The following is a 24,062-nucleotide window of genomic DNA, read 5'->3' as shown; positions in this document are numbered from 1 at the left end:
CATGACCCCACCCCTTCCGCGAAGACCCCGCTGGCGCAGCCTCGCCCTGCTGGCTCTGTGCCTGGCACCGCTGTTGTGGCCGCTGGAGCATTTGGCCGAGCGCTATTACCGCAGCGAGCTGGCCGGGCAAAACCGCCAGACCCTCGACCTCTACGTCGCTAACTTGCTGGGCACCCTGCATCGCTACGAAATACTGCCGCAGATCCTCGGGGACTTACCGGCCCTGCGCACTGCATTGGGCGCGCCCCACGTCAGCACCCACCTGGTCAATGCCAACCAGTTGCTCAAGGACGTCGCCGCCCAGGCCGGGGTAGAGGTGATGTATCTGATGGACACCACCGGCAAGACCCTCGCCGCTTCCAACTGGGACAAGCAAGACAGCTTTGTGGGGCGCAACTTTTCCTTCCGTCCGTATTTCAGCGAAGCCATGGCCGGGCGCCTCGGACGGTTCTTCGGCCTGGGCACCACCTCGGCCAAGCGCGGCTACTTCTTCGCCGCCGCGGTGCGTGACGGCGATACCATCATCGGCGTGCTGGTGGTGAAGGTCGACCTGGACCACACCGAAAGCCTGTGGGGCAATACCCCGGAACAATTGCTGGTCACCGACCACAACGGCGTGGTGATCCTCACTTCGCGCCCGCAATGGCGATTCCGCGCCACGCGGCCACTGACCGCCGAAGAACGCCAGGCCATCATTGCTATCCAGCCCTACCCCACCCGCGACCCGCAGCCGTTGAGCCTCAGCAGCAGCGCTTGGCTGCGCCAGTCCACGGCTATCGCCGAGACCGGCTGGAACGTGGAAATCCTCGCGCCGCGTTCGCTGATCAACCGTCCGGTGCGCACGGTCGTCGCCGTGGGCGGTGCCACGTTGTTGGTGCTGATGCTGTTGCTGGGGTTGCTGATGCAGCGCCGCCGGCACTATCTGGAACGCATCGCCTTCGAAGCCAAGGCCCGCCGCGAGTTGGAAATGCGCGTGGCCGAGCGTACCAGCGACCTGGAGGGCCTTAACCGGCGCCTTAAACAGGAAGTGCTGGAGCGCGAGCATGCCCAGCAAGAACTGGTGCGCGCCCAGGATGATCTGGTCCAGGCCGGTAAACTCTCGGCGCTGGGCACCATGTCGGCGAGTATCAGCCATGAATTGAATCAGCCACTGGCGGCGATTCGCAGCTATGCCGAAAACGCCGAGATCCTGCTCGACCATGAGCGCACCAACGATGCCCGCGGCAACCTCAAGCTGATCAGTGAATTGACCGGGCGCATGGCCTCGATCATCGCCCACTTGCGTGCCTTCGCCCGCCGTGACCGTCACGCGCCGGAGAGCGTGGCCCTGCAACCGGCACTGGATGACGCCCTGGCATTACTGGCCAAGCGTCGGCGTTCGATGGAGGTGGAGTTGATTCGCGACTTGCCAGAGGCGACCTTGTGGGTGCAGGCCGGTGAAACCCGTCTGCGCCAGGTGCTGGGTAACTTGCTGGCCAATGCTCTGGACGCCCTCACCGAAAAAGGCCCGCCACGCAGACTCTGGCTGAGTGCCGAAACCACGCCCCAGGGCGTCAACCTGTACATTCGCGACAATGGCCCGGGCTTTTGCATGGAAGCCCTGGGCCGCGCCAGCGAGCCGTTCTACACCACCAAGACGCGCACCCAGGGCCTGGGCCTGGGCCTGGCGATCTGCGACACCCTGATGCGCGCCTTCGGCGGCGAACTGTTGTTCGCCAACCACAAGGAGGGCGGCGCGCTGTTAACCTTGAAATTGCGCGCCGGCTCGCCGGGCGTCAGTCTGCAACCGTCCGAGGACCGCAGTGTATGAGTATCGACAACTCGATTCAGGTGGTATTGATCGACGACGATCCACACCTGCGTCAGGCCCTGTGCCAGACCCTGGACCTGGCCGGCCTGAAAGTCCTGCCCCTGGGAGAAGCCAACGGGCTCACCGCACGCCTGTCCCGCGACTGGCCGGGCGTGGTGGTCAGCGACATTCGCATGCCCGGCATGGACGGCCTGGAACTGCTGGCTGAACTGCACGGCCAGGACCCCGACCTGCCGGTGCTGCTGATCACCGGCCACGGCGACGTACCGCTGGCGGTGCAAGCCATGCGTGCCGGCGCCTATGACTTCCTGGAAAAACCCTTCGCCAGCGACGCGCTGCTCGACAGCGTGCGCCGTGCCCTGGCCCTGCGCCGGCTGGTGCTGGACAACCGCAGCCTGCGCCTGGCTCTCAGCGACCGCCAGCAACTCAGTACGCGCCTGGTAGGGCACTCGCCACAGATGTTGCGCCTGCGCGAGCAAATCGGTGCACTGGCCGCGACCAAGGCCGATGTGCTGATCCTCGGCGAAACCGGGGCAGGCAAGGAGGTCGTCGCCCGCGCCCTGCACGACCTCTCAAGCCGACGCAGCGGCCCGTTTGTGGCGATCAATGCCGGGGCGCTGGCGGAATCGGTGGTGGAAAGCGAACTGTTCGGCCATGAACCCGGCGCGTTTACCGGCGCGCAAAAGCGCCGCATCGGCAAGTTCGAGTTTGCCAATGGCGGCACGCTGTTTCTGGATGAAATTGAAAGCATGAGCCTGGATGTACAGGTCAAGTTGCTGCGCCTTTTACAGGAGCGCGTCGTGGAACGCCTGGGTGGCAATCAGTTGATCCCGCTGGATATCCGCATTATCGCCGCCACCAAGGAAGACCTGCGCCAGGCCGCCGACCAGGGCCGCTTCCGTGCCGACTTGTATTACCGCCTCAATGTGGCGCCGCTGCGCATCCCCCCGCTACGAGAACGGGGCGAAGATGCGCTGATGCTGTTCCAGCACTTCGCCGACGAGGCCAGCAGCCGCCACGGCCTGCCCTTGCACGAACTGCAACCGGGCCAGCGCGCGCTGTTGCTGCGCCACAGCTGGCCAGGCAATGTGCGGGAACTGCAAAACGCCGCGGAGCGTTTCGCCCTCGGCCTGGAGTTGGCCCTGGATAACACCCAGGACCACCCCGCGGCCGGTGTGCTGACCTCCACACCCGGAGGCCTGAGCGAGCAAGTCGAACAGTTCGAAAAAAGCCTGATCGCCGCCGAACTGACCCGCCCCCACAGCTCTGTGCGCAGCCTCGCCGAAGCCCTGGGCGTACCGCGCAAAACCTTGCACGACAAACTGCGCAAACACGGCCTGAACTTCGCCGACAGTGCCGGCCAGAGCGCCGATGACGAATGACATCGTCCACCTACAAAGAGGCCGCCATGAGCCGTGATAGCCGTTACCTGGAATCCATCCTCCACCACGACATCCCACTCACTCGGGAAATGGGCCTCAGGGTGCTCGACTGGCAACACGACCAACTGCAACTGCACCTGCCCTTGCAAGCCAATATCAACCACAAGAGCACCATGTTCGGCGGCAGCCTCTACTGCGGCGCGGTGCTGGCGGGTTGGGGTTGGCTGCACCTGAAGCTGCGTGAAGCCGGGATTGAAGACGGGCACATCGTGATTCAGGAAGGTCAGATCAGCTACCCGCTGCCGGTGACCCAGGACGCGACAGCCATTTGCGCGGCGCCGGATGAAAAGATTTGGAAGCGCTTTGTGGCGACCTACCAGCGCTATGGGCGGGCGCGGTTGGCGCTGGAGACGTGGATTGTGAATGAAGGCAGTGCAGAGCGTGCCGTCGTCTTTACCGGCCAATACGTCCTGCATCGCTAGCAGCCATGACAAAAAACAACTGTGGGAGCGGGCTTGCCTGCGATAGCGGTGGATCAGCCAATAGCTGTATGACTGACACTCCGCCATCGCGGGAAAGCCCGCTCCCACATTTTGCTCTGCAGTGGCCTTAAGATCTGGCCAGGGTCAACAGCCGCTCACGCCACGCCGCCTTGGCCGGCAACGCCAGAAAGAACGGGTTCAGCAACGACTCCCGCGCCGGGTAACTGAACGGTTTGCCATTCAACTCCAATACTTCACCCCCAGCTCCTTCCAATACACCCTGGGCCGCTGCGGTATCCCACTGCGAGGTCGGCGCCAGGCGCGGATAACAATCGGCACTGCCCTCGGCTAATAAGCAAAACTTCAAGGAGCTGCCGATATTCGCCAGTTTCAACTCGCCCAAGCCTTCACTGAGGCCATTGAGCAGGCGCTCCTGCTCAGGGCTGGTATGACGACGGCTGGCCACCACCGTAAAGGCCTCACCCGAGGCCGGGGCCTGGCGTACTTGAATCTGCTTGGGCGCTGCATTGACGTCCGACCGCCAAGCCCCCAGGCCCGCGCCGCCGAAGTAGCAACGGCCAGTGGTCGGTATCGACACCACGCCGAACACCACGCGGCCCTGTTCGATCAATGCAATATTGACGGTGAACTCTTCACTGCCAGAAATGAATTCCTTGGTGCCATCCAGAGGGTCCACCAACCACCAACGCTGCCAGCCGGCACGCACGCTCTGATCGATATCGGCGTCCTCTTCAGACAGCACTGGAATGCTTGGGTCCAGCGCGGTGAGGCCTGCGAGAATGAGATGATGGGCAGCCAGGTCGGCAGCCGTCACGGGAGAATCATCCGCCTTGGACGTCACGGCTACCTCGGCACGCCAGTACGGCAGGATGGCTTCACCCGCCTGCCGAGCCAGTTCAATGACCGGTGCGATAAACGGGTGGCCTAAAAACAGTTCGCTCATGCGGTGAACGCTCCACGCTGGGTCAACAGGTCTCTCACCAGATACAGCGCAGCCAGGGCGCGACCTTCGCTGAACTGCTCGTTTTGCGCCAGCGCCGACAGCTCACGCAGGTTGACCCGGTCTACCCGCATTGGTTCGGGCTCATCACCTTCAAGACGCTCTTCGTAGAGATCGGTAGCCAACACCACCTGGATCTTCTGGCTCATATAGCCGGGCGACAATGACAGCTCGGTGATGTGCTCTAACTGCCGTGCACCGTAGCCGGCCTCTTCCTTGAGTTCGCGGTCTGCCGCTGCAAGCACGTCTTCGCCGGGCTCGATCAGGCCTTTGGGCAACGACAATTCATATTCGTCAGTGCCGCCGCAGTATTCTTCCACCAGCACTGCATGATCTTCATCGATCATCGCCACAATCATCACGGCGCCATAGCCCGTGCCACGCCCGACAAGACGCTCATAGGTCCGCTCAACGCCATTGGAAAAGCGCAATTGCACTTCCTCCACGCGGAACAAACGGCTACTGGCGACTATTTCGCGGGCGAGGACAGTGGGTTTCTGGCGCATAAACGGCTCCTTGGCGTGATCGGGTTACTATACCGTGGCTTTTCCGATTGTCTGTGTCGGATATTTTTACTTACATGAGACCCCACCATGCCCTCTCTGCCCTGGCACGCCATCGACACCGTCCTGCTGGACATGGACGGCACCCTGCTCGACCTGCATTACGACAACCACTTCTGGATGGAACACCTGCCGCAACGCTATGCCGAACTGCACGGCGTAAGCCGAGCCATGGCCGAGATGGAGTTGCAGCCACTGTTCGAGCGTAACGCCGGACAATTGCAATGGTATTGCCTGGATTTCTGGAGCGCCGAGCTCAAGATCCCGGTGCGCGAACTCAAATTGGAAACCGCCCACCTGATTGCCCTGCGTCCGGATGCCGATACATTCCTGGCGGCGATCAAACAGGCCGGCAAGCGCGTGATCATGATCACCAACGCTCATCGTGATTCGCTGTCATTGAAGTTGGAGCGCATTGAACTGGCGCCGTATTTCGAGCGATTGATCAGCTCTCACGACTACGGTTTCCCCAAGGAAAACCCGCAATTCTGGGAGGCCTTACAAGCGGATATCCACTTTGACCCGGCCCGTAGCCTGTTTATAGATGACACTTTGCCGATCCTGCGCAGTGCCCGGGATTTCGGCGTGGGACATTTACTGGCAGTGAAAGAACCTGATAGCAAAAAAGGCTCAAAGGACACCGCAGAATTTGCGGCCGTCGGGGATTATCGAGAACTCATCGCCGGGCTTATGTAGGAGCGAGCTTGCTCGCGAAAAACGTCAACGATAACGCGTGCTTCCTGGATAAACGCGGTGCCTGTGAGTTTTTCGCGAGCAAGCTCGCTCCTACAAAAGGGCGAGCTTGCTCATTTTATCCTGCGTATTACTCAGGGATGCGCAGTGTTTGACCTGGGTAGATCTTGTCCGGGTGCGACAACAGTGGCTTGTTAGCCTCGAAAATCTTGTTGTACTTATTCGCGTCGCCGTAGACCGTTTTAGAGATTGCGCTGAGAGTGTCACCGCTTTTCACAACAACAAAGCGTGAAGCCACCACGACTGGACCACTGACAGTAATCTGGTCATCCACACTTGCCACGCCGGCAATGTTGCCCAGCGCCAACAGGATCTTTTCTTTCTCTTCCTGCGTGGCCACTTCACCGGTCACTGTGACCTTGTCGCCATCCACCGTGGTTTGCACGTTTGGATTACCCAGGCCCACCTTGCTCACATGCTCCTTCAACTGCTCACTAGCGTTCGCATTACCCGGCGTCAACAGGTCGACAATCTTTTCGCCGGCTTCTTTGATAAAGCTAAAAATACTCATGGTGCGCTCTCCTTGGGATTTAATTTCCAGATGCCCAAGACTAGACCAGTCCTGCCGACTTGGGTTCCAGACTGGCTAAAGACTCAAAAGTATCCAATTCACCCCTGCTTGGAATAAGCCCGACGAAAACGCGGGTGAACCTTGATCGACGCCCTCTATCAATAGATCAATACAGGCGATTAGACGCGACCCTTTGTCGCGCCTAGTCTAATCACTGATCAATCCGCCGGTGGGACTGCCCCATGAACGCCAAGCGCCCTCACTGCGCGGCGCCCGCTCTCGAATCGACCGCGCCCGTCGCCAGCCAGAGCTATCACTATTGCAATCTTGAACACACTGAATTCGCCAGCACTGCGCTGGCCGCAGAGGTGGCGTTGGCGATTGCCTATAACGATATCAGCCAGGCGGTGATGCTGGTGACGCCTACGGACCTGGAAGACTTCATTGTAGGTTTCAGCCTCGGCAGCGGCATTATCACCGACGTTAACGACATTTATGACCTGAAAATCAGCGGTTCAGGCGCAGCTCAGTACGCTCAGGTGCAGGTTTCCAGCCGTGCGTTCTGGAACCTCAAGCAGCAACGCCGCCAATTGGCGGGCGCCAGCGGCTGCGGCCTGTGTGGCGTGGAAGCGGTAGAGCAAGCATTGCCCGACCTCCAGGTACTGCCCGGCGCGCCCTTGCCGCCGGCGCAGTGGCTCGACGGCCTGCGCCAGCGTATCAGTGCATTCCAACCCCTGGGCCAGCACAGCGGCGCCGTGCATGCGGCGGTTTTTATGAACAGCCAGGGCGAATTGCTGATGGGTCGCGAAGACATCGGCCGGCATAACGCCCTGGATAAATTGATTGGCGCGTTGATCCGCCAAAAGATTCCGACCGACGGCGGCCTGGCGATTGTTACCAGCCGCTGCAGCCTCGAATTGATTCAGAAAGTCTTGCGCGCGGGCATCCAGACCCTGGTCAGCCTGTCGTCGCCCACCGGCCTGGCCCTGCAATGGGCACGCCGGCACAACCTCAACCTCATCCACCTGCCGCAAAAAAGCGCGCCACGGGTCTATAGCCCTGCGATGGAGCACCAGCCATGAGCCTTCACCACCAAGCCGACCAGACCCCAACCCCACGCTACAAGCCCTATAAAGGCCCAGCCGGTGGCTGGGGCGCCCTGATCAGTGTGGCGCAAGCCTGGCTGACCAGTGACAACGCCCTCAAAAACCTGCGCATGATGCTCAAGACCAATCAGAACGGCGGCTTCGACTGCCCGGGCTGCGCCTGGGGCGACTCGCCGGAAAGCGGCATGGTCAAGTTCTGCGAAAACGGCGCCAAGGCGGTCAACTGGGAAGCCACCAAGCGCCGCGTCGATGCGGCCTTCTTCGCCAAGCACAGCGTCACGGCGTTGCTGGAGCAAAGCGACTACTGGCTGGAGTACCAGGGCCGCCTGACGGAGCCAATGCGCTATGACGCCGAGACCGATCGCTACCTGCCCATCAGTTGGGATGCCGCGTTCGACCTGATCGGCAAGCACCTCAACGCGCTGCCCAGCCCGAACATGGCCGAGTTCTACACCTCGGGCCGCGCCAGCAACGAAGCCGCCTACCTGTACCAGTTGTTCGTACGCGCCTTTGGCACCAATAACTTCCCGGACTGCTCGAACATGTGCCACGAAGCCAGCGGCGTAGCCCTGGCGCAGAGTGTCGGCGTGGGCAAAGGTACCGTAACCTTTGATGACTTCGAACATGCCGATGCCATTTTCGTCTGGGGCCAGAACCCCGGCACCAACCACCCACGCATGCTTGAGCCGCTGCGCGAAGCGGTGAAACGCGGCGCTCAGGTGGTGTGTATCAACCCGCTGAAAGAGCGCGGCCTGGAGCGCTTCCAGCACCCGCAACATCCGCTGGAAATGCTCACCAACGGCGACAAGCCGACCAACACCGCCTACTTCCGCCCGGCGCTGGGTGGCGATATGGCTATCTTGCGTGGCATGGCCAAGTTCTTGCTGCTGTGGGAACGCCAAGCCCTGGCCGAAGGCAAGGAAGCGGTGTTCGACCACGACTTCCTCAATGAGCACACTGCCAACGTCCTGGAATACCTGGGTCAGATCGACGACACCTCGTGGGAGGAGATCGTCGAGCAGTCCGGCCTGACCCTGGTGGAGATCGAGCAAGCGGCACGCATGTACGCCAAAGGCAAGAATGTAATCATGTGCTGGGCGATGGGGATTACCCAGCACCGCCATTCGGTGCCGACTATCCAGGAAATCGCCAACCTGATGCTGCTGCGCGGCAATATCGGCCGCCCAGGTGCCGGGCTGTGCCCGGTGCGTGGCCACAGTAACGTACAGGGCGACCGCACCATGGGCATCAACGAACGCCCACCGGTGGCGTTTCTGGACGCGCTGGAGCGTCGTTTCCAGTTCCAGGTGCCTCGCGACAATGGCCATAACGTGGTGGAAGCGATTCACGCCATGCTTGAAGGCCGCTCCAAAGTCTTTATCGGCCTGGGCGGCAACTTTGCCCAAGCCACGCCAGACAGCACGCGTACCTTTGAAGCGCTGCGAAATTGCGACCTGACCGTGCAGATCAGCACCAAGCTCAACCGCAGCCACCTGATGCACGGTAAAGATGCGTTGATCCTGCCGTGCCTGGGCCGCACCGACATAGACATCCAGGCCGACGGCCCGCAAGCGGTGACGGTGGAAGACTCGTTCAGCATGGTCCACGGCTCCAACGGCCAACTGCAACCGCTGTCGAAACTGATGAAGTCCGAGCCGGCGATCCTGGCGGGCATTGCTGCCGCCACCCTGGGCAGCAAGCCCGTGGATTGGAACTGGCTGGTGGCCGACTACGGGCGCATCCGCGACCTGATCGCCGACACCATCCCAGGCTTCAAGGACTTCAACGAGAAGATCAAGCATCCAGGCGGCTTCTATCTGGGCAACTCCGCCGGCGCACGGCGCTGGAACACTCCATCAGGTCGCGCCAACTTCCGCCCGAACATCTTGCCCAAAGACCTGATCCACGAGCGCACCCACGCCACGGGCCGAGTGCCGGACCTGATCATGCAGTCAATGCGCTCCCATGATCAGTACAACACCACCATCTACGGCCTGGACGACCGTTATCGCGGGGTCAAAGGCCAGCGTGACGTGCTGTTCGTCAACGAAGCCGACATCATCCGCCTGGGCTTCAAGCCGGGGCAGAAGGCAGACATCGTGTCGCTGTGGGAAGACGGCCGTGAGCGCCGCGTGAAGGGCTTTACGCTGCTGGCATTTGATATTCCGGCGGGGCAGGCGGCGGCTTACTACCCGGAAGTGAACCCATTGGTGCCATTGGAAAGCACTGGCGATGGTAGCCATACGCCAACGTCCAAGTTTGTTGCGATTCGCTTGGAAGCGGCGAGTGACAATGGGTTGATCATGGCGCGCTCGGCCTGACTTGATCCGAGATATGTGTTGCTTGAACTACCGCTTTCGCAGGCAAGCCCGCTCCCACACTGGGATGGGTTCACCATTGGGACTGTGTGGACCGATCTAATGTGTGGGCTTGCCCGCGAAGAGACCAGCACAAGCACCGCACATTCTGCAGGCACAAAAAAAGGCCGCTTTTGCATAAAAGCGGCCCTTCCGAAGTAGCTAAAGACCCGTAAAAACGACTTAAGTTCCCCATACAAAACAGCAACTTAGCAAATTGTATACAACCTCTGCCGCCGGTCGGATTTCGATTGTCAGCGCCTCGATACAACCTCAGGATCGCGCCGTCATCCCTTGAGGTTTCCCTGAATGAAGTTCTCCTCGATTCTCTTGTTGTCCCTTGGCCTGGTCAGTGGCGCAGCCATGGCAGGCGGCACCACCGAAGCCGGTGTAGGCGGCGCATTGGGTGGGGTTCTAGGTTCCGTTGTCGGCCAGCAGCTGGGCGGCAACACCGGTTCGACCATCGGCGCGGCCCTCGGCGGCGCAGGCGGTAGTGCAGTCGGCGCCGACAAACGTAGCCGTGGCGAAGCCGCCATTGGTGGCGCACTGGGCGCAGCCGGCGGTAACGTCGTAGGGCGGCAGCACCGGCGCACTGATCGGCTCCGCAGCCGGCGGTGGCGCGGGCGGCGCGCTAGGCAACTACATGGGTAACGAAAGTGATCGCGACAGCCGCCATTACCGCGATCGCGACCGTGACGATCGTCGCTATTACCGCGATGGCCACCCAGGTCGCGGCCATGCCTATGGGCATCGCAAGAACAAGCATCGTTATCGCGACTGATAAACCCGCGCTCTGACGAACACATCCGATGTGGGAGCCGGGCTTGCCCGCGATAGCAGTGAAACAGGTTTAGACGTACTGCCTGATACTGCGCCATCGCGGGCAAGCCCGGCTCCCACATTTGGTCTGGGTTGCTTGTAGGTGCCTCAAACCACCAAGCGCTGCATCGCTTCGCGCAACATCCCCGGAATCGGCACTGGCTGGTTCGAGGCTCGGTCCACAAACACATGGACAAAGCGCCCCGCCGCACACGCCTCCTGCTCGCCCGCCTTGAATACTGCCAGCTCATACTGCACCGAACTATTGCCCAGCTTGCCTACCCGCAGGCCGATTTCAATGCGCTCGGGAAAAGCAATCGAGGCGAAGTAATCGCAGGCGGAACTCACCACAAACCCCACCACCTCACCGTCATGAATATCCAGCCCGCCCTGTTCGATCAGGTAAGTATTAACGGCTGTATCGAAGAAGCTGTAGTAAGTGACGTTATTCACATGGCCGTAGGCATCGTTGTCGTGCCAACGCGTGGTGATCGGTTGGAAGTGGCGGTAATCGTCGCGCACAGGCGTTGAGTCAGGCATCGGCAAGTCTCATCAAAGTTGATCCAATTGAGCATGGGCCCAGTCGCGTACCTCGGCGTAGGGGTAGTCTTCCAGCGCAGCAAAACCGGGAATGCCCCGCGCCTTCAACTTGGTAAACAACGGTACGCTGATACCGCCAAGGAAACGCGTCAAACGCTCCGCATTCGGCAAGTGCCCCGTGTGCTCATGATGCCTGTGGATAAAATCACCGCACAGCCCCATGAAGTTTTTATCCACAAGCGGCGGCAGGTTCGGCAGCGCCGGCAGATGGGCGACCTGGCCGTGGCATACCGAACAATGCCCGCAACGCCGGGGTGCATTATCATCACCAAAGTAGTGCGCCAGACGTTGCCCCAGGCAGTGGTCGGTGGCGAACAGGTCGAGCATGGCGTGAATCCGCGCGACCTCCGTCACCTCATGCTGCTTGAAGCCTGTGTATAACTCGGCGCTTAACGCATGCGGGTCGAAATGGGTGTCGAGCAAACTGTAGACCTCAGTCATCTGCTTGCTTTCGAGCTCGATCAGGCCCTGCTCCTGAAAATAATCCAGTGCCTTCACCACCCGACTACGCTCGGCATTGTGCTGTTGATAAAGCGCATCGAAATCGACCGTCGCCCAGGTTTTAGCGCGCTTGCACACCTGGATGATCGCCGCGACAAACTGCTGCCGCTCGCCGGAAAAACGCGCCAGCAAGGCTTCGGGTTCGATCAGGTATTTGAAACGGTATTCCGCATAAAACGCATAGCGCGGCGCGATCACGCCCTTGAGCTCCAACTGCACCAGGAGCGTCTTGAGCGGCAACTCGCGAATATTGCTGTGGTCCGACAGCGACCTGAGCAGGAACTCCCACTGCCCTTCACTACGCGCGGCCTGCAATTCCTCCAGTACGCGCAAAATGCCGTCCTGCTCCGGCGTATCACCGTACACGAAGTTTTCCAGCACATTGAGGCTGTCGCGGTTGGCCAACACCAGGCAATCCGACGGCTGCCCGTCACGCCCTGCGCGGCCGATTTCCTGGCTGTAGTTCTCGATTGACTTGGGCAGGTCGAAGTGCACGACATTGCGGATGTCACTCTTGTCGATGCCCATGCCAAACGCGATAGTTGCGACAATGCAATTGGAACGCCCGCCCATGAAACGCTGCTGGATACCTTCGCGTTTTTCATGGGGCAGCCCCGCGTGATAAGCCTCGGCCTGAATACCGTGGCGGCTCAGATGCTCGGAAATCTGTTCGGCGGTTTTCTGCAAGGTGACGTAGACAATACTCGGCTGGTTGGCCCGCGCTTTCATCCATTCCAGCAGCCTGCGGCGTTTGTCGTGGCCGCTGACCGGTTCCACCAGCAGGTTGAGGTTGGGGCGATAGAAGCCCGTGGTCACTACATCTTCGGCAGCAATGGCGAACTTGGCCTGCATGTCGGCGATCACCTGGGGCGTGGCCGTGGCCGTCAGCAACAGCGCCTGAGGGATGTTGAACTGGCGCTGGTAGTCCGGCAGCTTCAAATAATCCGGGCGGAAGTTGTGGCCCCATTCGGAGATACAGTGCGCCTCGTCTACCACCAGCAACGAGATCTGCACGCTGTTCAGGAAATTACGGAAACGCTCGTTCTTCAAACGCTCCACGGAAATCATCAGAATCTTGAGCTCGCCCGATCGCGCACGGGCCATTACATCATTGGCCTCATCACGGCTCTGGGCCGAGTCGATACTGCCCGCCGAAATGCCATGGCGCTGCAGGAAACCCAACTGGTCCTGCATCAACGCCAGCAACGGCGACACCACCAGCGTCAGGTGCGGCAGCAACACGGCCGACAACTGGTAACACAAGGATTTGCCCGACCCCGTAGGGAAAATGGCGGCGGCAGATCGCCCAGCCAGCACGGCGCTGACCGTCTCTTCCTGGCCCAAGCGAAAGTGTGGGTAACCAAAGACCTGCTGGAGGGTGTCGTGCATAAGGCTGTCACTCCATTGACCGCTGAGTTGGCTCAAAAACATAGCCCGGGAATCTCAGCGAATCGAGAAAGGTCGCAAGGAAAAAAGAGACAGGATGATACACAGGGGGAGGGATGGCTCAGGGCCGAAGTGGGACTTTTCCTAGAAAGTAACAAGACGCAGCAGATACAAATGTGGGAGCTGGCTAGCCCTCTCCCACATTTCAAAACCGTGCTACTGCTGAATCAGCGGTTTTGCACCCGCTCGATCGCCGTGTCATACACCGGGTTGGCCTTTTGCTCCTTGGCCAACTGGTAATGACGCAGCGCATCCGGGAACTGCCCGGCCGCTTCGTAGATGCGTGCAATGTTGTAGTAAGCACCGGCGCGCACAGTCGCGGCATTGGTACCGGTGGCCAGGGCGATAGCCTTGCGGTTGGCCCAGATCGACTCCGCGGTATTGCCGGCTTTCTGATACGCCAGGCCCAGGTTGCCGTAAGCCTTGCCGAAGCTGTTATCCAGCTCGATGGCTTGACGGAAGAAGTCGATGGCCTGGTCCAGGTTACCGGCCTGGTAGGCCGCTTCGCCCTTGAGGTTCAGCTTCTTCGCATCGGCCTGTACCGACGAGCTCACCGTCACGGCGGTGACGGCAATGCTGTCATCCAGCAACGGCTTGACCTCGTTGAGTACATCTTCGGCGCCGACTCTCACGCCGGTGAAGGTGTTGATGTCCTGGAAGTCGCCACTGCCGGTCATGCGGAACACAGTCCACAGGTTGCCCGTGCGGTTCTGCGGCACATAGTAGGTGCGTACCAGGGATTGCCCCATGTACACGAACACCTTGGCCTCACTGTTGGACAACTCGCTGGAGGTGGGAGAGCCGCTGTTGGAATAGTCGTGCACGGCATAAACGTAGCTTTCGCCGTAATGCTTTTTCTGCAGGGTGATGGTCTCCGGGCCATAGCTATCGGTGTCATCCACGTCCAGTTCGGCGTCGGTGCCCTTTTTATTGTTGAAGAAGATGTTATTGCCGGGGAAGATCATATGGGAGTCGAGGTCGCGCGGAGCCTTGCCCCAGGTCAACACCACACGCAGGCCGTCGAGATTTTCCATCACCGGGCTGATGGCATAGGTCATGCCTTTGCACGGGCACTTCACCACCAGGTTGGAATAGCCAGGCTTCTTGATGATCAGCAGGTTGCTGGCATCGTCAGCCGCTTCACTGGTCAGCGTCACCTGGCCTTGCGCGTTGGTACGGCCCACCACGTTCTGCGCGCCATTACGTTGCAGCAGCACCTCGGCATCGGCGATTTTCTGGTCCTTGACCACCGCGCTCAGCACTTCAATCGGCAACTGCTCGGCCTGGGCAGAAAACGCCACCGCACACAAAGACATCGCCGAGGCGACACGAAGCAAACCCATGCTTAACTCCCTTTAAGTAGTGGGCGGAATCGCCCTACAAGATTTTGCGGTGAAACATACGCTGAAATGAGCTCGCTGGCAGATTTTTTATACAAGTTGTGACGGGCGTTTTATCCCGCCTACCGAGCTACGCATTGCGCTACATTCAAGCCTTGCTTTCCAAGAGGACGCAGCGATGAGCGAACTGACGTTTGAGCAAAAACAGGATCACTATCACAAGATCCGGCGTTCCAATTACTTGGCCAGCCTGCGCCTGGAAGGGTTCGATACCCAACCGACCGACGTCGACAAACCCCTGCCGACACGCGAAGCCGTCCTTGCCAAGTACCGCAACACCTCTAGCTGATGCTCGACAAATACGGGGTGGGCCAGGACCCATACTGCTACCCCGGTAGCAGCACTCTGCGCAACCGCCTCCATTTGCTCGATGAGGCACGCCTGCACCAGGCCGAGCGGGAATTATCCGAAATCGCCGTAGACAACCTTCCACTCTTTCCGCCGCCCTACGACCTTGATCGCCTGTCACCCGCTTCTCTCGTTGCAAGCCATAAATGCCGGAGGCTTTTGTAAGACACCGCCAAACGTCACGCCATCCGTTTCCCAAACTGCTTCAAATACCCGTTCAACCCTCTATACCAGTTACGCGTAGCCGACTGAACATAACCTCCTATCAACTGTCTCGGAAAAAACCGTGAACATCGAAAGGACTCAATATATCGGCCACTATGGCATCACTTTCACGGTAATTCGACTCACCGTGATGCCAAACAATCGACAAGAGCTAGCCACACTTTGCTTGCTGGAAGCAAAAGCTTCAGCGATAGAGGTCCGCTTGCGGCTTCAGAAGTTGTACGAAAAGATGCTTGCCCGAGATCTACCCTGCGTCATGACAGTGGCCGCCTCAAAGCCACTAACAACCTCATAAAAGAAATCATTTCTGGCGCAGTTGCAGCCCCTGTCGGGATCATATCCAGTAAAGCAGAATCGATAGTCGAGAACGCTATCAGCGATTTGATTTCTCGCAGGATCCGCAACTTTCACAGCGCAGACATCGTCATTGGCCTGGATGCTCAGGTCAGCGGTGGCATAGGCCCGCAGCGCTCAAGTGTCTCAATGCATGTGCACTCCAGATGAACTTTAGTCAATGGCTTTACCTACAAACAGCGCTATTGTTCGCTCTCCATCTGCTGCTGTATTACAAAATCACTGACGGCACGTTAAGAACGCGTTTCGCCGTTACCTTCATCGTAACGGGACTGCTTCTGTTGTTCTGGCTACCCTACATCGCCATTGTCCTGAACATTCAACTTCTTCCCCTGGCCTTGTTCTTGATAGGCTTGGCTCTCTTCATCACGCGAAACAAATACCGCCTGCAACGTGACAGGCCCCCTCACCCACTCCTGCGTGCCCCCACCATGAACCTGGCCCCCAACTTCCCAGAAGACCCTGCCATGCAGCAACTTGTGCAATTGCTGCATGAAGAAATCGGCTTGCCAACACACAAGACCATTGGCTTGCACACCTCACTGAACTTCGACCTCGGGTGCGATGGTGCTGAGGCCAAGCAATTCATGGAGGCGCTGGAGCAGGATTTTGGTGTCGACCTGAGCGACTACGACGCTTATCGTTACTTCCAGCCGCCGGTGTTCGACGTGTTCCTGAAGCGTCGCGCCAAAGGCCGTGGTGACAAGATTCCGCTGACCATCGGCATGCTCTACCTGGCGATCAAGACCCACCGCTGGGACACGCAGACGCTGGAAAACCTGAGCTGAATCCAATGAAGGATTTTTTGTAGGGGCGAGCTTGCTCGCGAAAAACTCACAGGCGCCGCGTTCATTCAGCAAGCACGCGTTATCGTTGACGTTTTTCGCGAGCAAGCTCGCTCCTACAGTATTAGGGCAAGCCCGCTCCCACACTGGATCTGCGCTAATCTGGCGAGCCGTATAAATAACAAGGACCTTACATGGACGTAACAATGGGCCTGCTGGCCGCCCTGCTCTGGGGCGGCACGGACTTTCTGGTGGGCCTCAACGCCCGAGCCGTTGGCGTAAAACACGCGGTGTATTTCGGCCAAGCCCTCGGTTTTTTGATCATGACCCTCCTGCTGGTCATTTTCCCAGCCTTCCTTTTCAAATCCCTTGATGCACCGTTAAGCGTTTGGCTCCTGGGCGTCGCCGCCGCTCTGCTGACGGTGTCCGGCGCCCTTGCGCTGTCCAAAGCCTTTGCCTTGGGCAAAGCGGCCATCGTCGCGCCATTGGTGACGTCCTATGGGGTCGTGACCACCTTGCTGTCCTGGGCCAGCGGTGAACACATCAGCCTGATACAACTGGGCTGCATCGCCCTGTGCGTGATCGGCGTTGTGCTGTCCAGCATTCACAAGGACAACGGTACGCCTCACAACAACCCGCGCCTGTCCATTGCCTACGCCATGTCCGCCGCAACCCTGTACGGCACCAGTTTCTGGCTGCAAGGTCGCTACACACTGCCAGTGCTGGGGCCAATCACCATGTTGTGGCTGGGTTACCTGGTGGGCTTGTGCGTGCTGGTGGTGATGGTGCTGAAGATCAAGGATGGCTTGAAGATCCCGCCGCTGAAAAATTGCGCGACGTTGACCGGTGCGAGCTTGATGAACCTCGGCGGTTTTTCGGCGTTTTCGTGGGGCGCAATGGCCGGCTCGGTGTCGGTGGTGACGGTGATCAGTACGCTCTCTGGAGGGATCGCGGCGATCCTGGGGTTTGTATTTTTCAAAGAGCGTTTGTCAGCGGTGCAGGTGGCAGGCGTTGTACTGGTGCTGGTCGGTGCAGTGGTACTGCACATCGCCGATTAATCGTTCGCCCATAAAAAAGCCGCCTAACAGGCGGCTTTTTTACAACCGGCGAATCTTACAACTTAGGACCCGCCGCCTTGATCGCATCGCTGACTTCAAACTTCTTAAAGTTTTCGATGAACAGGCCAGCCAGCGCTTTCGCTGCTTCGTCGTAGGCAGCCTTGTCAGCCCAGGTGTTGCGTGGGTTCAACAGGCCGGTTTCAACGCCCGGTACGGCCAATGGCACGTCGAGGTTGATGGTGTCCAGGTGTTCAGTTTGCGCACCGATCAACGCACCGCTCTGGATCGCTGCAATCACGCCGCGAGTGGTCGGGATGTTGAAGCGTTTGCCGACGCCGTAGCCGCCGCCGGTCCAGCCGGTGTTGACCAGGTAGACCTTTGAGCCGAAACCACGGATACGCTTGATCAGAAGCTCTGCGTATTCGCCAGCCGGGCGTGGGAAGAACGGCGCGCCGAAGCAGGTGGAGAAGGTCGACTTGATGCCGCTGCCCGAACCCATTTCGGTCGAGCCCACCAGAGCGGTGTAGCCGGACAGGAAGTGGTAGGCCGCTTGTTCTTCGCTGAGGATCGACACAGGCGGCAGTACGCCGGTCAGGTCGCAGGTCAGGAAGATCACCGCGTTTGGCTCGCCGCCCAGGTTCTTCTCGGAACGCTTGGCAACGTGCTCCAGCGGGTAGGCGGCACGGCTGTTCTGGGTCAGGCTGACGTCGGCGTAGTCGGCGTGCTTGGCCTCGTCGATCACGACGTTTTCCAGCACAGCGCCGTGCTTGATAGCTTTCCAGATAACCGGCTCGTTCTTCTCGGACAGGTCGATGCACTTGGCATAGCAACCGCCTTCGATATTGAACACCACGCCTTCGCCCCAGCCGTGCTCGTCGTCACCGATCAGGTAACGGCTTTCGTCGGCGGACAGGGTGGTCTTGCCAGTGCCGGACAGGCCGAAGAACAGGGTCACATCGCCTGCTTCGCCAATGTTGGCGGCGCAGTGCATCGGCAGCACGTCGGCAGCCGGCAGCAGGAAGTTCTGCACCGAGAACATGGCTTTTTTCATTTCACCGGCGTAACGCATGCCGGCAATCAGTACTTTTTTCTGAGCGAAGTTGAGGATCACGCAACCGTCGGAGTTGGTGCCGTCACGCTCTGGCACGCACTCGAAGTTGGCCACGTTGAGCACTTGCCACTCTTCACGACCGGCCGGGTTGTACTGGGCCGGGTTGATGAACAGGCAACGACCGAACAGGTTCTGCCAGGCAGTCTGGGTGGTCATTTTCACGGCCAGGTAGTGGTCTTCTGCAGCCCCTACGTGAACATGGGAAACGAAATGCTCTTGCGCGTTATTGAACGCCTCGACGCGAGCCCACAGGGCATCGAACTTGTCGGCCGGGAACTTGCGGTTGATCGGGCCCCAGGCAATGGCGTCCTGGGTGGACGGCTCTTCAACGATGAAACGGTCAACCGGCGAACGACCGGTGCGATGACCGGTTTCTACGACCAGCGCGCCAGTATCGGCAAGCACGCCTTCACCGCGCTGCAGGGCTTCTTTGACCAGATCGTCAACACTCAGATCGGTGTATACGGCGTTATTGGCTTGCGTCATGAGGTTCCCCGTCGGCCTATGGCCGAGTGCTCCAAACGTTTTGTAGTAGAAAGTTGCGCACTACTACCGCGAAAAAAGTGGGCCGGATTATGCCAGAAAAGCCCAAAAAGAGTAGGGCCCTCCCGTCAGAACACCTCTAATCCGGCGTTTGTCAGGTGATTTACCTGTGCTTAAACGTTTTAGTGGCGGGTGTCGGAAGGGGTGTCGCTGCCTGCGCCGGCGAACAATTGCGCTACATCAGCCGCGTCGAACAGGTAGCGCTGGTTGCAGAACTGGCAGTCGATCTCGATATGGCCGCCATGTTCCACCACCAGATTTTGCGCATCTTCCAGGCCCAGGCTGACCAGCGCGTTACCGGAACGCTCGCGCGAGCAACTGCAGTGAAAATGCAGGCCCTGTGCGTCGAACAGGCGCACGGCCTCTTCGTGGTAGAGGCGGTGCAGGATGGTTTCGTTGTCCAGGCCCAGCAGTTCTTCGGCCTTCAAGGTGTCGGCCAAGGCGATGATATGCCGCCAGCTTTCGGCACGATCATCCTCATCCTTGATGCGATCGGCCGGCAGTTGTTGCACCAGCAAACCACGGGCGCGCTTGCCGTCGGCGTTAAGCCAGAACTTGGTGCCCACTTGCTGGGACATAACGAAGTAGTTGGTGAAGCATTCCGACAGGGTCTGGCCGTCGAGGTCGACAATACCCTGGTACCGCTGGCCTTCAGTCGGGTCGACAGTCAGTGCCAGGACGCCGTTGGGCATCAGGTCGGCCAAGGTGGCATCTGTGGCAATCTGGTCAGCCTCGTAACGGGCCAGGCCACGGATCTCGCGCTCGCTCGAGCACTCGATCATCAACATGGGCACTGGCCCTTCGGAACGAGCCTGCAAGATCAGCAAACCGTCGAACTTCATGGTGCCCACCAGCAGCGCCGCGGCGGCCATCAACTCGCCGAGCAATTGCGCGACCGGCTCCGGATAGGCGTGTTTGGCAAGGACTTCGGCATAGCTGAGCTCCAACGAAACCATCTCGCCGCGGGCATCGCTCTCATCGAAGATGAAGCGTTGGGTGAAGTCGGTATCCGGTAGATCAGTCATAGGTCTGGGTATCTGAAGTGATGACAAAATGATTACAAGGTTTATAAAATTAAACGCTTTAGCACCATCTTGGTGCGACTTCTCCTGAATTCAAGGAGCTGAATAGAGCGATGAGGGACAGTTTATGAACAATCCGGGTTTGTTCCAAGCCAACTGGAACCTCCGGCGATGGGCTCTTTGCAATCTACTCGCTATCGGACTGCTGTGTTTTTGGCTGTGGCCCACGGGCCAGATGCTCTGTGTGATTTTCGACGAGTGGCTGTTTCATCTGCTCAATGGCCCATTGGCCACGAACTCGACCTGGCTACATGTGTGGGCCGTGGCCAGCCTGCGGCCGTTTGATGCAGTGGTCGGCGTGATTTTGCTGGCGCTGTTGATCCGCGGCGACTGGGTGTTCAAGGCCGTACAGGTGCGCCAGGCGTTTTTTGGCTTCCTCGGCATTCTGCTGCTATTGCTGTTTATCCGCATGCTGTTCTCAAAACTCGCGGCGCACATGGGCTGGCAGCACAGTAGCCCGTCGATGGTCATCAGCGGCGCGATTCAAATGAGCGACTTTTTCCCAGGGTTGGAGAAAACCTGGGAATTGAAGGACCGCTCGAGCCAGAGCTTCCCCGGCGACCATGCTTCGGTGCTATTGATCTGGGCGATGTTCATGAGCGTGTTCGCCCGGCGCATCGGCCAGGTGCTGGTGATCTGGGGCCTGGCGCTGCTGTTCATGATGCCGCGGCTGGTAGCCGGCGCGCACTGGGGCCAGGACGATTATATCGGTGGCGTACTGCTGGCGCTGTTGGCGCTGGGGTGGGGGTATTACACGCCGTTTGCGGCGAAGGTGTCGGGCGCTTTGTTGCGGATGACGGCGCCGCTTTTCGGGCTACTGAGCAAGTTGCCCGTTATTGGGCGGTTGAGTGTCATGCGCACAACTCCGTAACCCCCAGGGCTAAAAGTGGGAGCGGGCTTACTCGCGAATGCGGGGTGTCAATCAATGCATCTGTGCCTGACCCACCGTATTCGCGGGCAAGCCCGCTTCCACATTTGATCGAGTTTGCATGGGCGACTCGTGCAATCAATCGTCATTGCCGCTGCCGCGAAACTTGAACAGATCGCGGCGCTGCTTCTTGCTCGGCTTGCCGTCAGTGGTCAGGCCTGAAGCCCCTGCCTTGCGCATGGCCGCAGCGTTTTCGCGCTTGGCGATGCTGGCTTCGGTCTCGGCATACAGTGCCTGCGCTTCAGGCGCGCCGCGGCGTACGATGGAAAGTGCCTGCACCACGATGGTTTTTTCATCAAACCCTGTACGAATCTGAAACTCGTCGCCGACGCGCGGCTCCTTTCCCGGCTTGCAGCGCTCGCCGCGATGATGCACCTTGCCGCTCTCGATAGCGGCCTTGGCCAGAGCGCGGGTCTTGTAGAACCGCGCTGCCCACAACCACTTGTCCAGCCGGACCTTCTCTTCCTCTTCCTGCTTTTGAGCCACTTGAATTCCTCGCTCTGAAAAATGTCGCAACTTTACCGTTGAAACCCTTCGACGCATAAACCCCAAGGCTCACCTAAGATACGCCAGATAGCACCCTGTTTTCGCGAGGATACGCCGTGACCGACTTTCCCCTCTCACTCACCTCGCCCAACCAGCGGTGCGTGGGTTGCCAGCAAAGCGAGCCTCTGGGGTTCGATTTTGCGTTCGCCTACCAGCCTATCGTAGACCTGCGTGACCATACGATCTTCGCCAACGAAGCCTTGGTGCGCGGTCCCCAGGGAGAAGGCGCGCTGTCGGTGCTGGCTCAGATCAACGAAACCAATCGCTACCGCTTCGACCAGCGCTGCCGGACCAAGGCCATTGCCGGTGCCGCAGCCCTGGGCATGCAGACTCACCTTTCCATCAACTTCATGCCCAATGCCGTATATCGCCCGGAGCTGTGTATCCGCAGCACTCTGGAGGCCGCCCGGGCGCACAATTTCCCGCTGGACCGGCTGATTTTCGAGACCCTGGAAAGCGAGCACGTAGATAACTATCGCCATTTGACGAATATTCTGCGTGAATACCGCGAATTCGGCTTCAAGACCGCCATCGACGATTTCGGCGCGGGCTATTCGGGGCTGAACCTGCTGGCCGATTTCCAACCTGACTTGATCAAGCTCGACATGGCGCTGATTCGCGATGTCGATCAGGATCGTGTCCGTCAGGTGATCGTCCGGGGGATTGTCACAATCTGTGAGCAGTTGGGGGTTACTGTCATCGCCGAGGGCATCGAAAGTGCCGGCGAGCGCGACTTCCTGTCCGACTGCGGAATATTTCTGATGCAGGGCTTCTGGTTCGCCAAGCCTGCATTCAAAGCGTTGGCTGAGGTATCTCCTCAAGCCTGGGCGAATTGACCGGTTAACCATATTGAAGACATTTGACCATTTGACCGTTGTGGGTCTGCGTGAGTGGGTGGCACTTCCCGACTTGGGAGTGGCGGGCCTGCGGGCGAAGATCGACACCGGTGCCAGCACCTCCAGCCTGCACGCCACCGATATCGAGCCTTTTGAGCGCGACGGTGAAAAGTGGGTGCGTTTTACCGCGCATCTGGGCAGCGTGGTGCAACTACGTCACCGCCGCTGTGAAGCGCCCCTGGTGACGATGAAAACCATCAAGAGCTCCAACGGCCATGCACAGGTGCGCTACGTGATCAGCACTACCCTGGCCCTGGGTGATCGGGTATGGCGGGTGGAGTTCACCCTCGCCTGTCGCAAAGCCATGCGTTACCGCCTGCTGCTGGGCTCCAAGGCGCTGATTGACGGCCAGTTGGTGGTCAATCCAGGCCTCAAGTACGTTCAAGACAAGCCGGTGTTCCCGGTCTCCACTATTTCTGCCCCAGGTGCTGCATGAAGATTGCTGTGCTGTCGCGAAACCCGCGTCTGTATTCCACCCGTCGCCTGGTCGAGGCCGGCACTGAACGTGGCCATGAAATGGTGGTGATCGACACGTTGCGTGCCTACATGAACATTGCCAGCCACAAGCCGCAGATCCACTACCGGGGCAAACCCCTGGAAGGCTTTGATGCGGTAATCCCGCGTATCGGCGCTTCGGTGACGTTCTATGGCTGCGCGGTATTGCGCCAGTTTGAAATGATGGGGGTGTTTCCGCTGAATGAATCCGTGGCCATTGCGCGCTCGCGGGACAAGCTGCGCTCCCTGCAACTGCTGTCGCGCCGGGGTATCGGTCTGCCGGTCACCGGTTTTGCCCACTCTCCGGACGACATTCCCGACCTGATCGAGATGGTCAATGGCGCACCGCTGGTGATCAAGGTACTGGAAGGCACCCAGGGCATCGGGGTGGTGCTGTGTGAAACAGCAACGGCGGCGGAGTCGGTGATTGAGGCGTTCATGGGCCTCAAGCAGAACATCATGGTGCAGGAGTACATCAAGGAAGCGGGCGGCGCGGACATTCGCTGCTTCGTGGTGGGCGACAAGGTGATCGCAGCCATGAAGCGCCAGGCCAAGCCCGGTGAGTTCCGCTCCAACCTGCACCGTGGCGGCAGCGCCAGCCTGATCAAGATCACCCCGGAAGAACGCATGACCGCGCTACGGGCGGCCAAGGTGATGGGGCTGAGCGTGGCGGGTGTGGACATCCTGCGCTCCAACCATGGCCCCCTGGTGATGGAAGTAAACTCATCGCCGGGCCTGGAAGGGATCGAAACCACCACCGGTAAGGATGTGGCGGGGATCATCATTCAGCATCTGGAAAAGAATGGCGGGCCGAATATGACTCGGACCAAGGGAAAGGGCTGAATACCCACATCTGCCACACGCCGCGAACCACTGTGGGAGCTGGCTTGCCTGCGATGACACCGGTACATTCAACATCGTCGTTGAATGAACTACCGCT

General features: G+C 59.5%; 22 protein-coding genes and 2 pseudogenes. 15 read left to right on the top strand and 9 right to left on the bottom strand.

The window, feature by feature from the left end; translation table 11 throughout:
* The first annotated feature begins 1 nt into the window (after nt 1).
* From HBO10_RS09955 to HBO10_RS09945, 3 genes are read left to right on the top strand one after another with little or no spacing between them, the layout of a single operon-like run.
* Entirely contained in the window at nt 2-1,810 is a 1,809-nt protein-coding gene (locus tag HBO10_RS09955) for an ATP-binding protein (RefSeq protein WP_034125510.1), read from the top strand.
* Nucleotides 1,807-3,192, top strand: a complete 1,386-nt coding sequence (locus HBO10_RS09950) for a sigma-54 dependent transcriptional regulator (protein WP_034125509.1) — start codon at nt 1,807-1,809, stop codon at nt 3,190-3,192. The genes HBO10_RS09955 and HBO10_RS09950 overlap by 4 nt, the downstream gene beginning before the upstream one ends.
* Nucleotides 3,193-3,218: 26 nt before the next feature.
* Nucleotides 3,219-3,674, top strand: coding sequence for a thioesterase domain-containing protein (locus HBO10_RS09945; RefSeq protein WP_034125508.1), 456 nt, complete (start codon nt 3,219-3,221; stop codon nt 3,672-3,674).
* Between the two features lie 127 nt (nt 3,675-3,801).
* On the opposite strand, the gene cysQ is transcribed toward HBO10_RS09945, so the two are convergent.
* Together cysQ and nudE are read right to left on the bottom strand one after the other, a co-directional pair.
* Entirely contained in the window at nt 3,802-4,638 is an 837-nt protein-coding gene (gene cysQ, locus HBO10_RS09940; protein ID WP_034125507.1) for a 3'(2'),5'-bisphosphate nucleotidase CysQ, read from the bottom strand.
* Nucleotides 4,635-5,201 (bottom strand): ADP compounds hydrolase NudE, encoded by a 567-nt coding sequence (gene nudE / locus HBO10_RS09935; protein ID WP_014716485.1) that lies wholly within the window; start codon nt 5,199-5,201, stop codon nt 4,635-4,637. Before nudE ends, cysQ begins: the two co-directional genes overlap by 4 nt.
* Before the next feature lie 87 nt (nt 5,202-5,288).
* Between nudE and yrfG the strand changes: the two genes are divergently transcribed.
* The gene (yrfG, locus tag HBO10_RS09930; RefSeq protein WP_034125505.1) at nt 5,289-5,954 is read left to right on the top strand and encodes a GMP/IMP nucleotidase; all 666 of its coding nucleotides are present in this window, start codon (nt 5,289-5,291) and stop codon (nt 5,952-5,954) included.
* A 127-nt stretch (nt 5,955-6,081) separates the two neighbouring features.
* Here the strand turns inward: yrfG and lysM are convergent, their stop codons facing one another.
* Complete coding sequence (lysM, locus tag HBO10_RS09925; protein ID WP_032894105.1) at nt 6,082-6,522, bottom strand: peptidoglycan-binding protein LysM; 441 nt, start codon at nt 6,520-6,522, stop codon at nt 6,082-6,084.
* Between the two features lie 242 nt (nt 6,523-6,764).
* Between lysM and fdhD the strand changes: the two genes are divergently transcribed.
* The 3 genes and pseudogenes from fdhD to HBO10_RS09910 all read left to right on the top strand — a co-directional run bounded on the left by fdhD (nt 6,765) and on the right by HBO10_RS09910 (nt 10,766).
* Complete coding sequence (fdhD, locus tag HBO10_RS09920) at nt 6,765-7,604, top strand: formate dehydrogenase accessory sulfurtransferase FdhD (RefSeq protein WP_169921974.1); 840 nt, start codon at nt 6,765-6,767, stop codon at nt 7,602-7,604.
* Nucleotides 7,601-9,949, top strand: a complete 2,349-nt coding sequence (locus HBO10_RS09915) for an FdhF/YdeP family oxidoreductase (RefSeq protein ID WP_034125503.1) — start codon at nt 7,601-7,603, stop codon at nt 9,947-9,949. The genes fdhD and HBO10_RS09915 overlap by 4 nt, the downstream gene beginning before the upstream one ends.
* A gap of 345 nt (nt 9,950-10,294) precedes the next feature.
* Nucleotides 10,295-10,766: pseudogene (locus HBO10_RS09910) on the top strand (hypothetical protein).
* 146 nt (nt 10,767-10,912) lie between these two features.
* Here HBO10_RS09910 and HBO10_RS09905 read toward each other — a convergent pair.
* The 3 genes from HBO10_RS09905 to HBO10_RS09895 all read right to left on the bottom strand — a co-directional run bounded on the left by HBO10_RS09905 (nt 10,913) and on the right by HBO10_RS09895 (nt 14,694).
* Entirely contained in the window at nt 10,913-11,344 is a 432-nt protein-coding gene (locus HBO10_RS09905) for a thioesterase family protein (protein ID WP_032894109.1), read from the bottom strand.
* Between the two features lie 12 nt (nt 11,345-11,356).
* Complete coding sequence (locus HBO10_RS09900; protein WP_034125501.1) at nt 11,357-13,294, bottom strand: RecQ family ATP-dependent DNA helicase; 1,938 nt, start codon at nt 13,292-13,294, stop codon at nt 11,357-11,359.
* 224 nt (nt 13,295-13,518) lie between these two features.
* The gene (locus HBO10_RS09895; protein WP_034125500.1) at nt 13,519-14,694 is read right to left on the bottom strand and encodes a tetratricopeptide repeat protein; all 1,176 of its coding nucleotides are present in this window, start codon (nt 14,692-14,694) and stop codon (nt 13,519-13,521) included.
* 175 nt (nt 14,695-14,869) lie between these two features.
* On the opposite strand from HBO10_RS09895, the gene HBO10_RS09890 reads away from it, so the two are divergent.
* The 4 genes and pseudogenes from HBO10_RS09890 to HBO10_RS09880 all read left to right on the top strand — a co-directional run bounded on the left by HBO10_RS09890 (nt 14,870) and on the right by HBO10_RS09880 (nt 17,521).
* Nucleotides 14,870-15,040, top strand: a complete 171-nt coding sequence (locus HBO10_RS09890; protein ID WP_087149535.1) for a YhfG family protein — start codon at nt 14,870-14,872, stop codon at nt 15,038-15,040.
* Nucleotides 15,040-15,216 (top strand): annotated as a pseudogene (locus tag HBO10_RS31270) (cell filamentation protein Fic); the annotation flags it as partial. The gene HBO10_RS09890 and the pseudogene HBO10_RS31270, both read left to right, overlap by 1 nt.
* 893 nt (nt 15,217-16,109) lie before the next feature.
* Complete coding sequence (locus tag HBO10_RS09885; RefSeq protein ID WP_034125858.1) at nt 16,110-16,466, top strand: DUF1493 family protein; 357 nt, start codon at nt 16,110-16,112, stop codon at nt 16,464-16,466.
* A 191-nt stretch (nt 16,467-16,657) separates the two neighbouring features.
* Nucleotides 16,658-17,521 (top strand): DMT family transporter, encoded by an 864-nt coding sequence (locus HBO10_RS09880; RefSeq protein WP_230633821.1) that lies wholly within the window; start codon nt 16,658-16,660, stop codon nt 17,519-17,521.
* 55 nt (nt 17,522-17,576) lie between these two features.
* Here the strand turns inward: HBO10_RS09880 and HBO10_RS09875 are convergent, their stop codons facing one another.
* Both HBO10_RS09875 and hslO read right to left on the bottom strand, forming a co-directional pair.
* The gene (locus HBO10_RS09875) at nt 17,577-19,118 is read right to left on the bottom strand and encodes a phosphoenolpyruvate carboxykinase (RefSeq protein WP_005783824.1); all 1,542 of its coding nucleotides are present in this window, start codon (nt 19,116-19,118) and stop codon (nt 17,577-17,579) included.
* Between the two features lie 179 nt (nt 19,119-19,297).
* Nucleotides 19,298-20,200 (bottom strand): Hsp33 family molecular chaperone HslO, encoded by a 903-nt coding sequence (gene hslO / locus HBO10_RS09870; RefSeq protein ID WP_034125498.1) that lies wholly within the window; start codon nt 20,198-20,200, stop codon nt 19,298-19,300.
* A gap of 124 nt (nt 20,201-20,324) precedes the next feature.
* Here hslO and HBO10_RS09865 point away from each other — a divergent pair, with 124 nt between their 5' ends.
* On the top strand, nt 20,325-21,128 hold the full coding sequence (locus HBO10_RS09865; RefSeq protein ID WP_034125497.1) for a phosphatase PAP2 family protein: 804 nt from the start codon (nt 20,325-20,327) through the stop codon (nt 21,126-21,128).
* Between the two features lie 135 nt (nt 21,129-21,263).
* On the opposite strand, the gene HBO10_RS09860 is transcribed toward HBO10_RS09865, so the two are convergent.
* Complete coding sequence (locus HBO10_RS09860) at nt 21,264-21,671, bottom strand: S4 domain-containing protein (RefSeq protein WP_003236026.1); 408 nt, start codon at nt 21,669-21,671, stop codon at nt 21,264-21,266.
* Between the two features lie 116 nt (nt 21,672-21,787).
* Here HBO10_RS09860 and HBO10_RS09855 point away from each other — a divergent pair, with 116 nt between their 5' ends.
* The 3 genes from HBO10_RS09855 to rimK are packed head-to-tail and all read left to right on the top strand — an operon-like array spanning nt 21,788 to nt 23,965.
* The gene (locus HBO10_RS09855; RefSeq protein ID WP_034125496.1) at nt 21,788-22,567 is read left to right on the top strand and encodes an EAL domain-containing protein; all 780 of its coding nucleotides are present in this window, start codon (nt 21,788-21,790) and stop codon (nt 22,565-22,567) included.
* A gap of 46 nt (nt 22,568-22,613) precedes the next feature.
* A complete protein-coding gene (locus HBO10_RS09850) occupies nt 22,614-23,063 on the top strand; it encodes an ATP-dependent zinc protease (protein WP_169856571.1) in 450 nt (149 codons plus the stop codon).
* Nucleotides 23,060-23,965 (top strand): 30S ribosomal protein S6--L-glutamate ligase, encoded by a 906-nt coding sequence (gene rimK, locus HBO10_RS09845; RefSeq protein ID WP_003187674.1) that lies wholly within the window; start codon nt 23,060-23,062, stop codon nt 23,963-23,965. The genes HBO10_RS09850 and rimK overlap by 4 nt, the downstream gene beginning before the upstream one ends.
* Nucleotides 23,966-24,062: the final 97 nt, after the last annotated feature.

Origin of the sequence: Pseudomonas sp. WS 5503, assembly GCF_012985385.1 — a bacterium.
In the GTDB taxonomy this organism is placed as follows: Bacteria; Pseudomonadota; Gammaproteobacteria; order Pseudomonadales; family Pseudomonadaceae; genus Aquipseudomonas; species Aquipseudomonas paracarnis.
The sequence above is the reverse complement of the archived record's forward strand: the minus strand, read 5'-3'. Positions and strand labels throughout refer to the sequence as shown.

Excerpts from the sequence above, each read along its gene's own strand:
- HBO10_RS09955 (WP_034125510.1), top strand. The coding sequence starts at position 2 with ATGACCCCACCCCTTCCGCGAAGACCCCGCTGGCGCAGCCTCGCCCTG.
- HBO10_RS09950 (WP_034125509.1), top strand. The coding sequence starts at position 1,807 with ATGAGTATCGACAACTCGATTCAGGTGGTATTGATCGACGACGATCCA.
- HBO10_RS09945 (WP_034125508.1), top strand. The coding sequence starts at position 3,219 with ATGAGCCGTGATAGCCGTTACCTGGAATCCATCCTCCACCACGACATC.
- cysQ (WP_034125507.1), bottom strand. The coding sequence starts at position 4,638 with ATGAGCGAACTGTTTTTAGGCCACCCGTTTATCGCACCGGTCATTGAA.
- nudE (WP_014716485.1), bottom strand. The coding sequence starts at position 5,201 with ATGCGCCAGAAACCCACTGTCCTCGCCCGCGAAATAGTCGCCAGTAGC.
- yrfG (WP_034125505.1), top strand. The coding sequence starts at position 5,289 with ATGCCCTCTCTGCCCTGGCACGCCATCGACACCGTCCTGCTGGACATG.
- lysM (WP_032894105.1), bottom strand. The coding sequence starts at position 6,522 with ATGAGTATTTTTAGCTTTATCAAAGAAGCCGGCGAAAAGATTGTCGAC.
- fdhD (WP_169921974.1), top strand. The coding sequence starts at position 6,765 with ATGAACGCCAAGCGCCCTCACTGCGCGGCGCCCGCTCTCGAATCGACC.
- HBO10_RS09915 (WP_034125503.1), top strand. The coding sequence starts at position 7,601 with ATGAGCCTTCACCACCAAGCCGACCAGACCCCAACCCCACGCTACAAG.
- HBO10_RS09905 (WP_032894109.1), bottom strand. The coding sequence starts at position 11,344 with ATGCCTGACTCAACGCCTGTGCGCGACGATTACCGCCACTTCCAACCG.
- HBO10_RS09900 (WP_034125501.1), bottom strand. The coding sequence starts at position 13,294 with ATGCACGACACCCTCCAGCAGGTCTTTGGTTACCCACACTTTCGCTTG.
- HBO10_RS09895 (WP_034125500.1), bottom strand. The coding sequence starts at position 14,694 with ATGGGTTTGCTTCGTGTCGCCTCGGCGATGTCTTTGTGTGCGGTGGCG.
- HBO10_RS09890 (WP_087149535.1), top strand. The coding sequence starts at position 14,870 with ATGAGCGAACTGACGTTTGAGCAAAAACAGGATCACTATCACAAGATC.
- HBO10_RS09885 (WP_034125858.1), top strand. The coding sequence starts at position 16,110 with ATGAACCTGGCCCCCAACTTCCCAGAAGACCCTGCCATGCAGCAACTT.
- HBO10_RS09880 (WP_230633821.1), top strand. The coding sequence starts at position 16,658 with ATGGACGTAACAATGGGCCTGCTGGCCGCCCTGCTCTGGGGCGGCACG.
- HBO10_RS09875 (WP_005783824.1), bottom strand. The coding sequence starts at position 19,118 with ATGACGCAAGCCAATAACGCCGTATACACCGATCTGAGTGTTGACGAT.
- hslO (WP_034125498.1), bottom strand. The coding sequence starts at position 20,200 with ATGACTGATCTACCGGATACCGACTTCACCCAACGCTTCATCTTCGAT.
- HBO10_RS09865 (WP_034125497.1), top strand. The coding sequence starts at position 20,325 with ATGAACAATCCGGGTTTGTTCCAAGCCAACTGGAACCTCCGGCGATGG.
- rimK (WP_003187674.1), top strand. The coding sequence starts at position 23,060 with ATGAAGATTGCTGTGCTGTCGCGAAACCCGCGTCTGTATTCCACCCGT.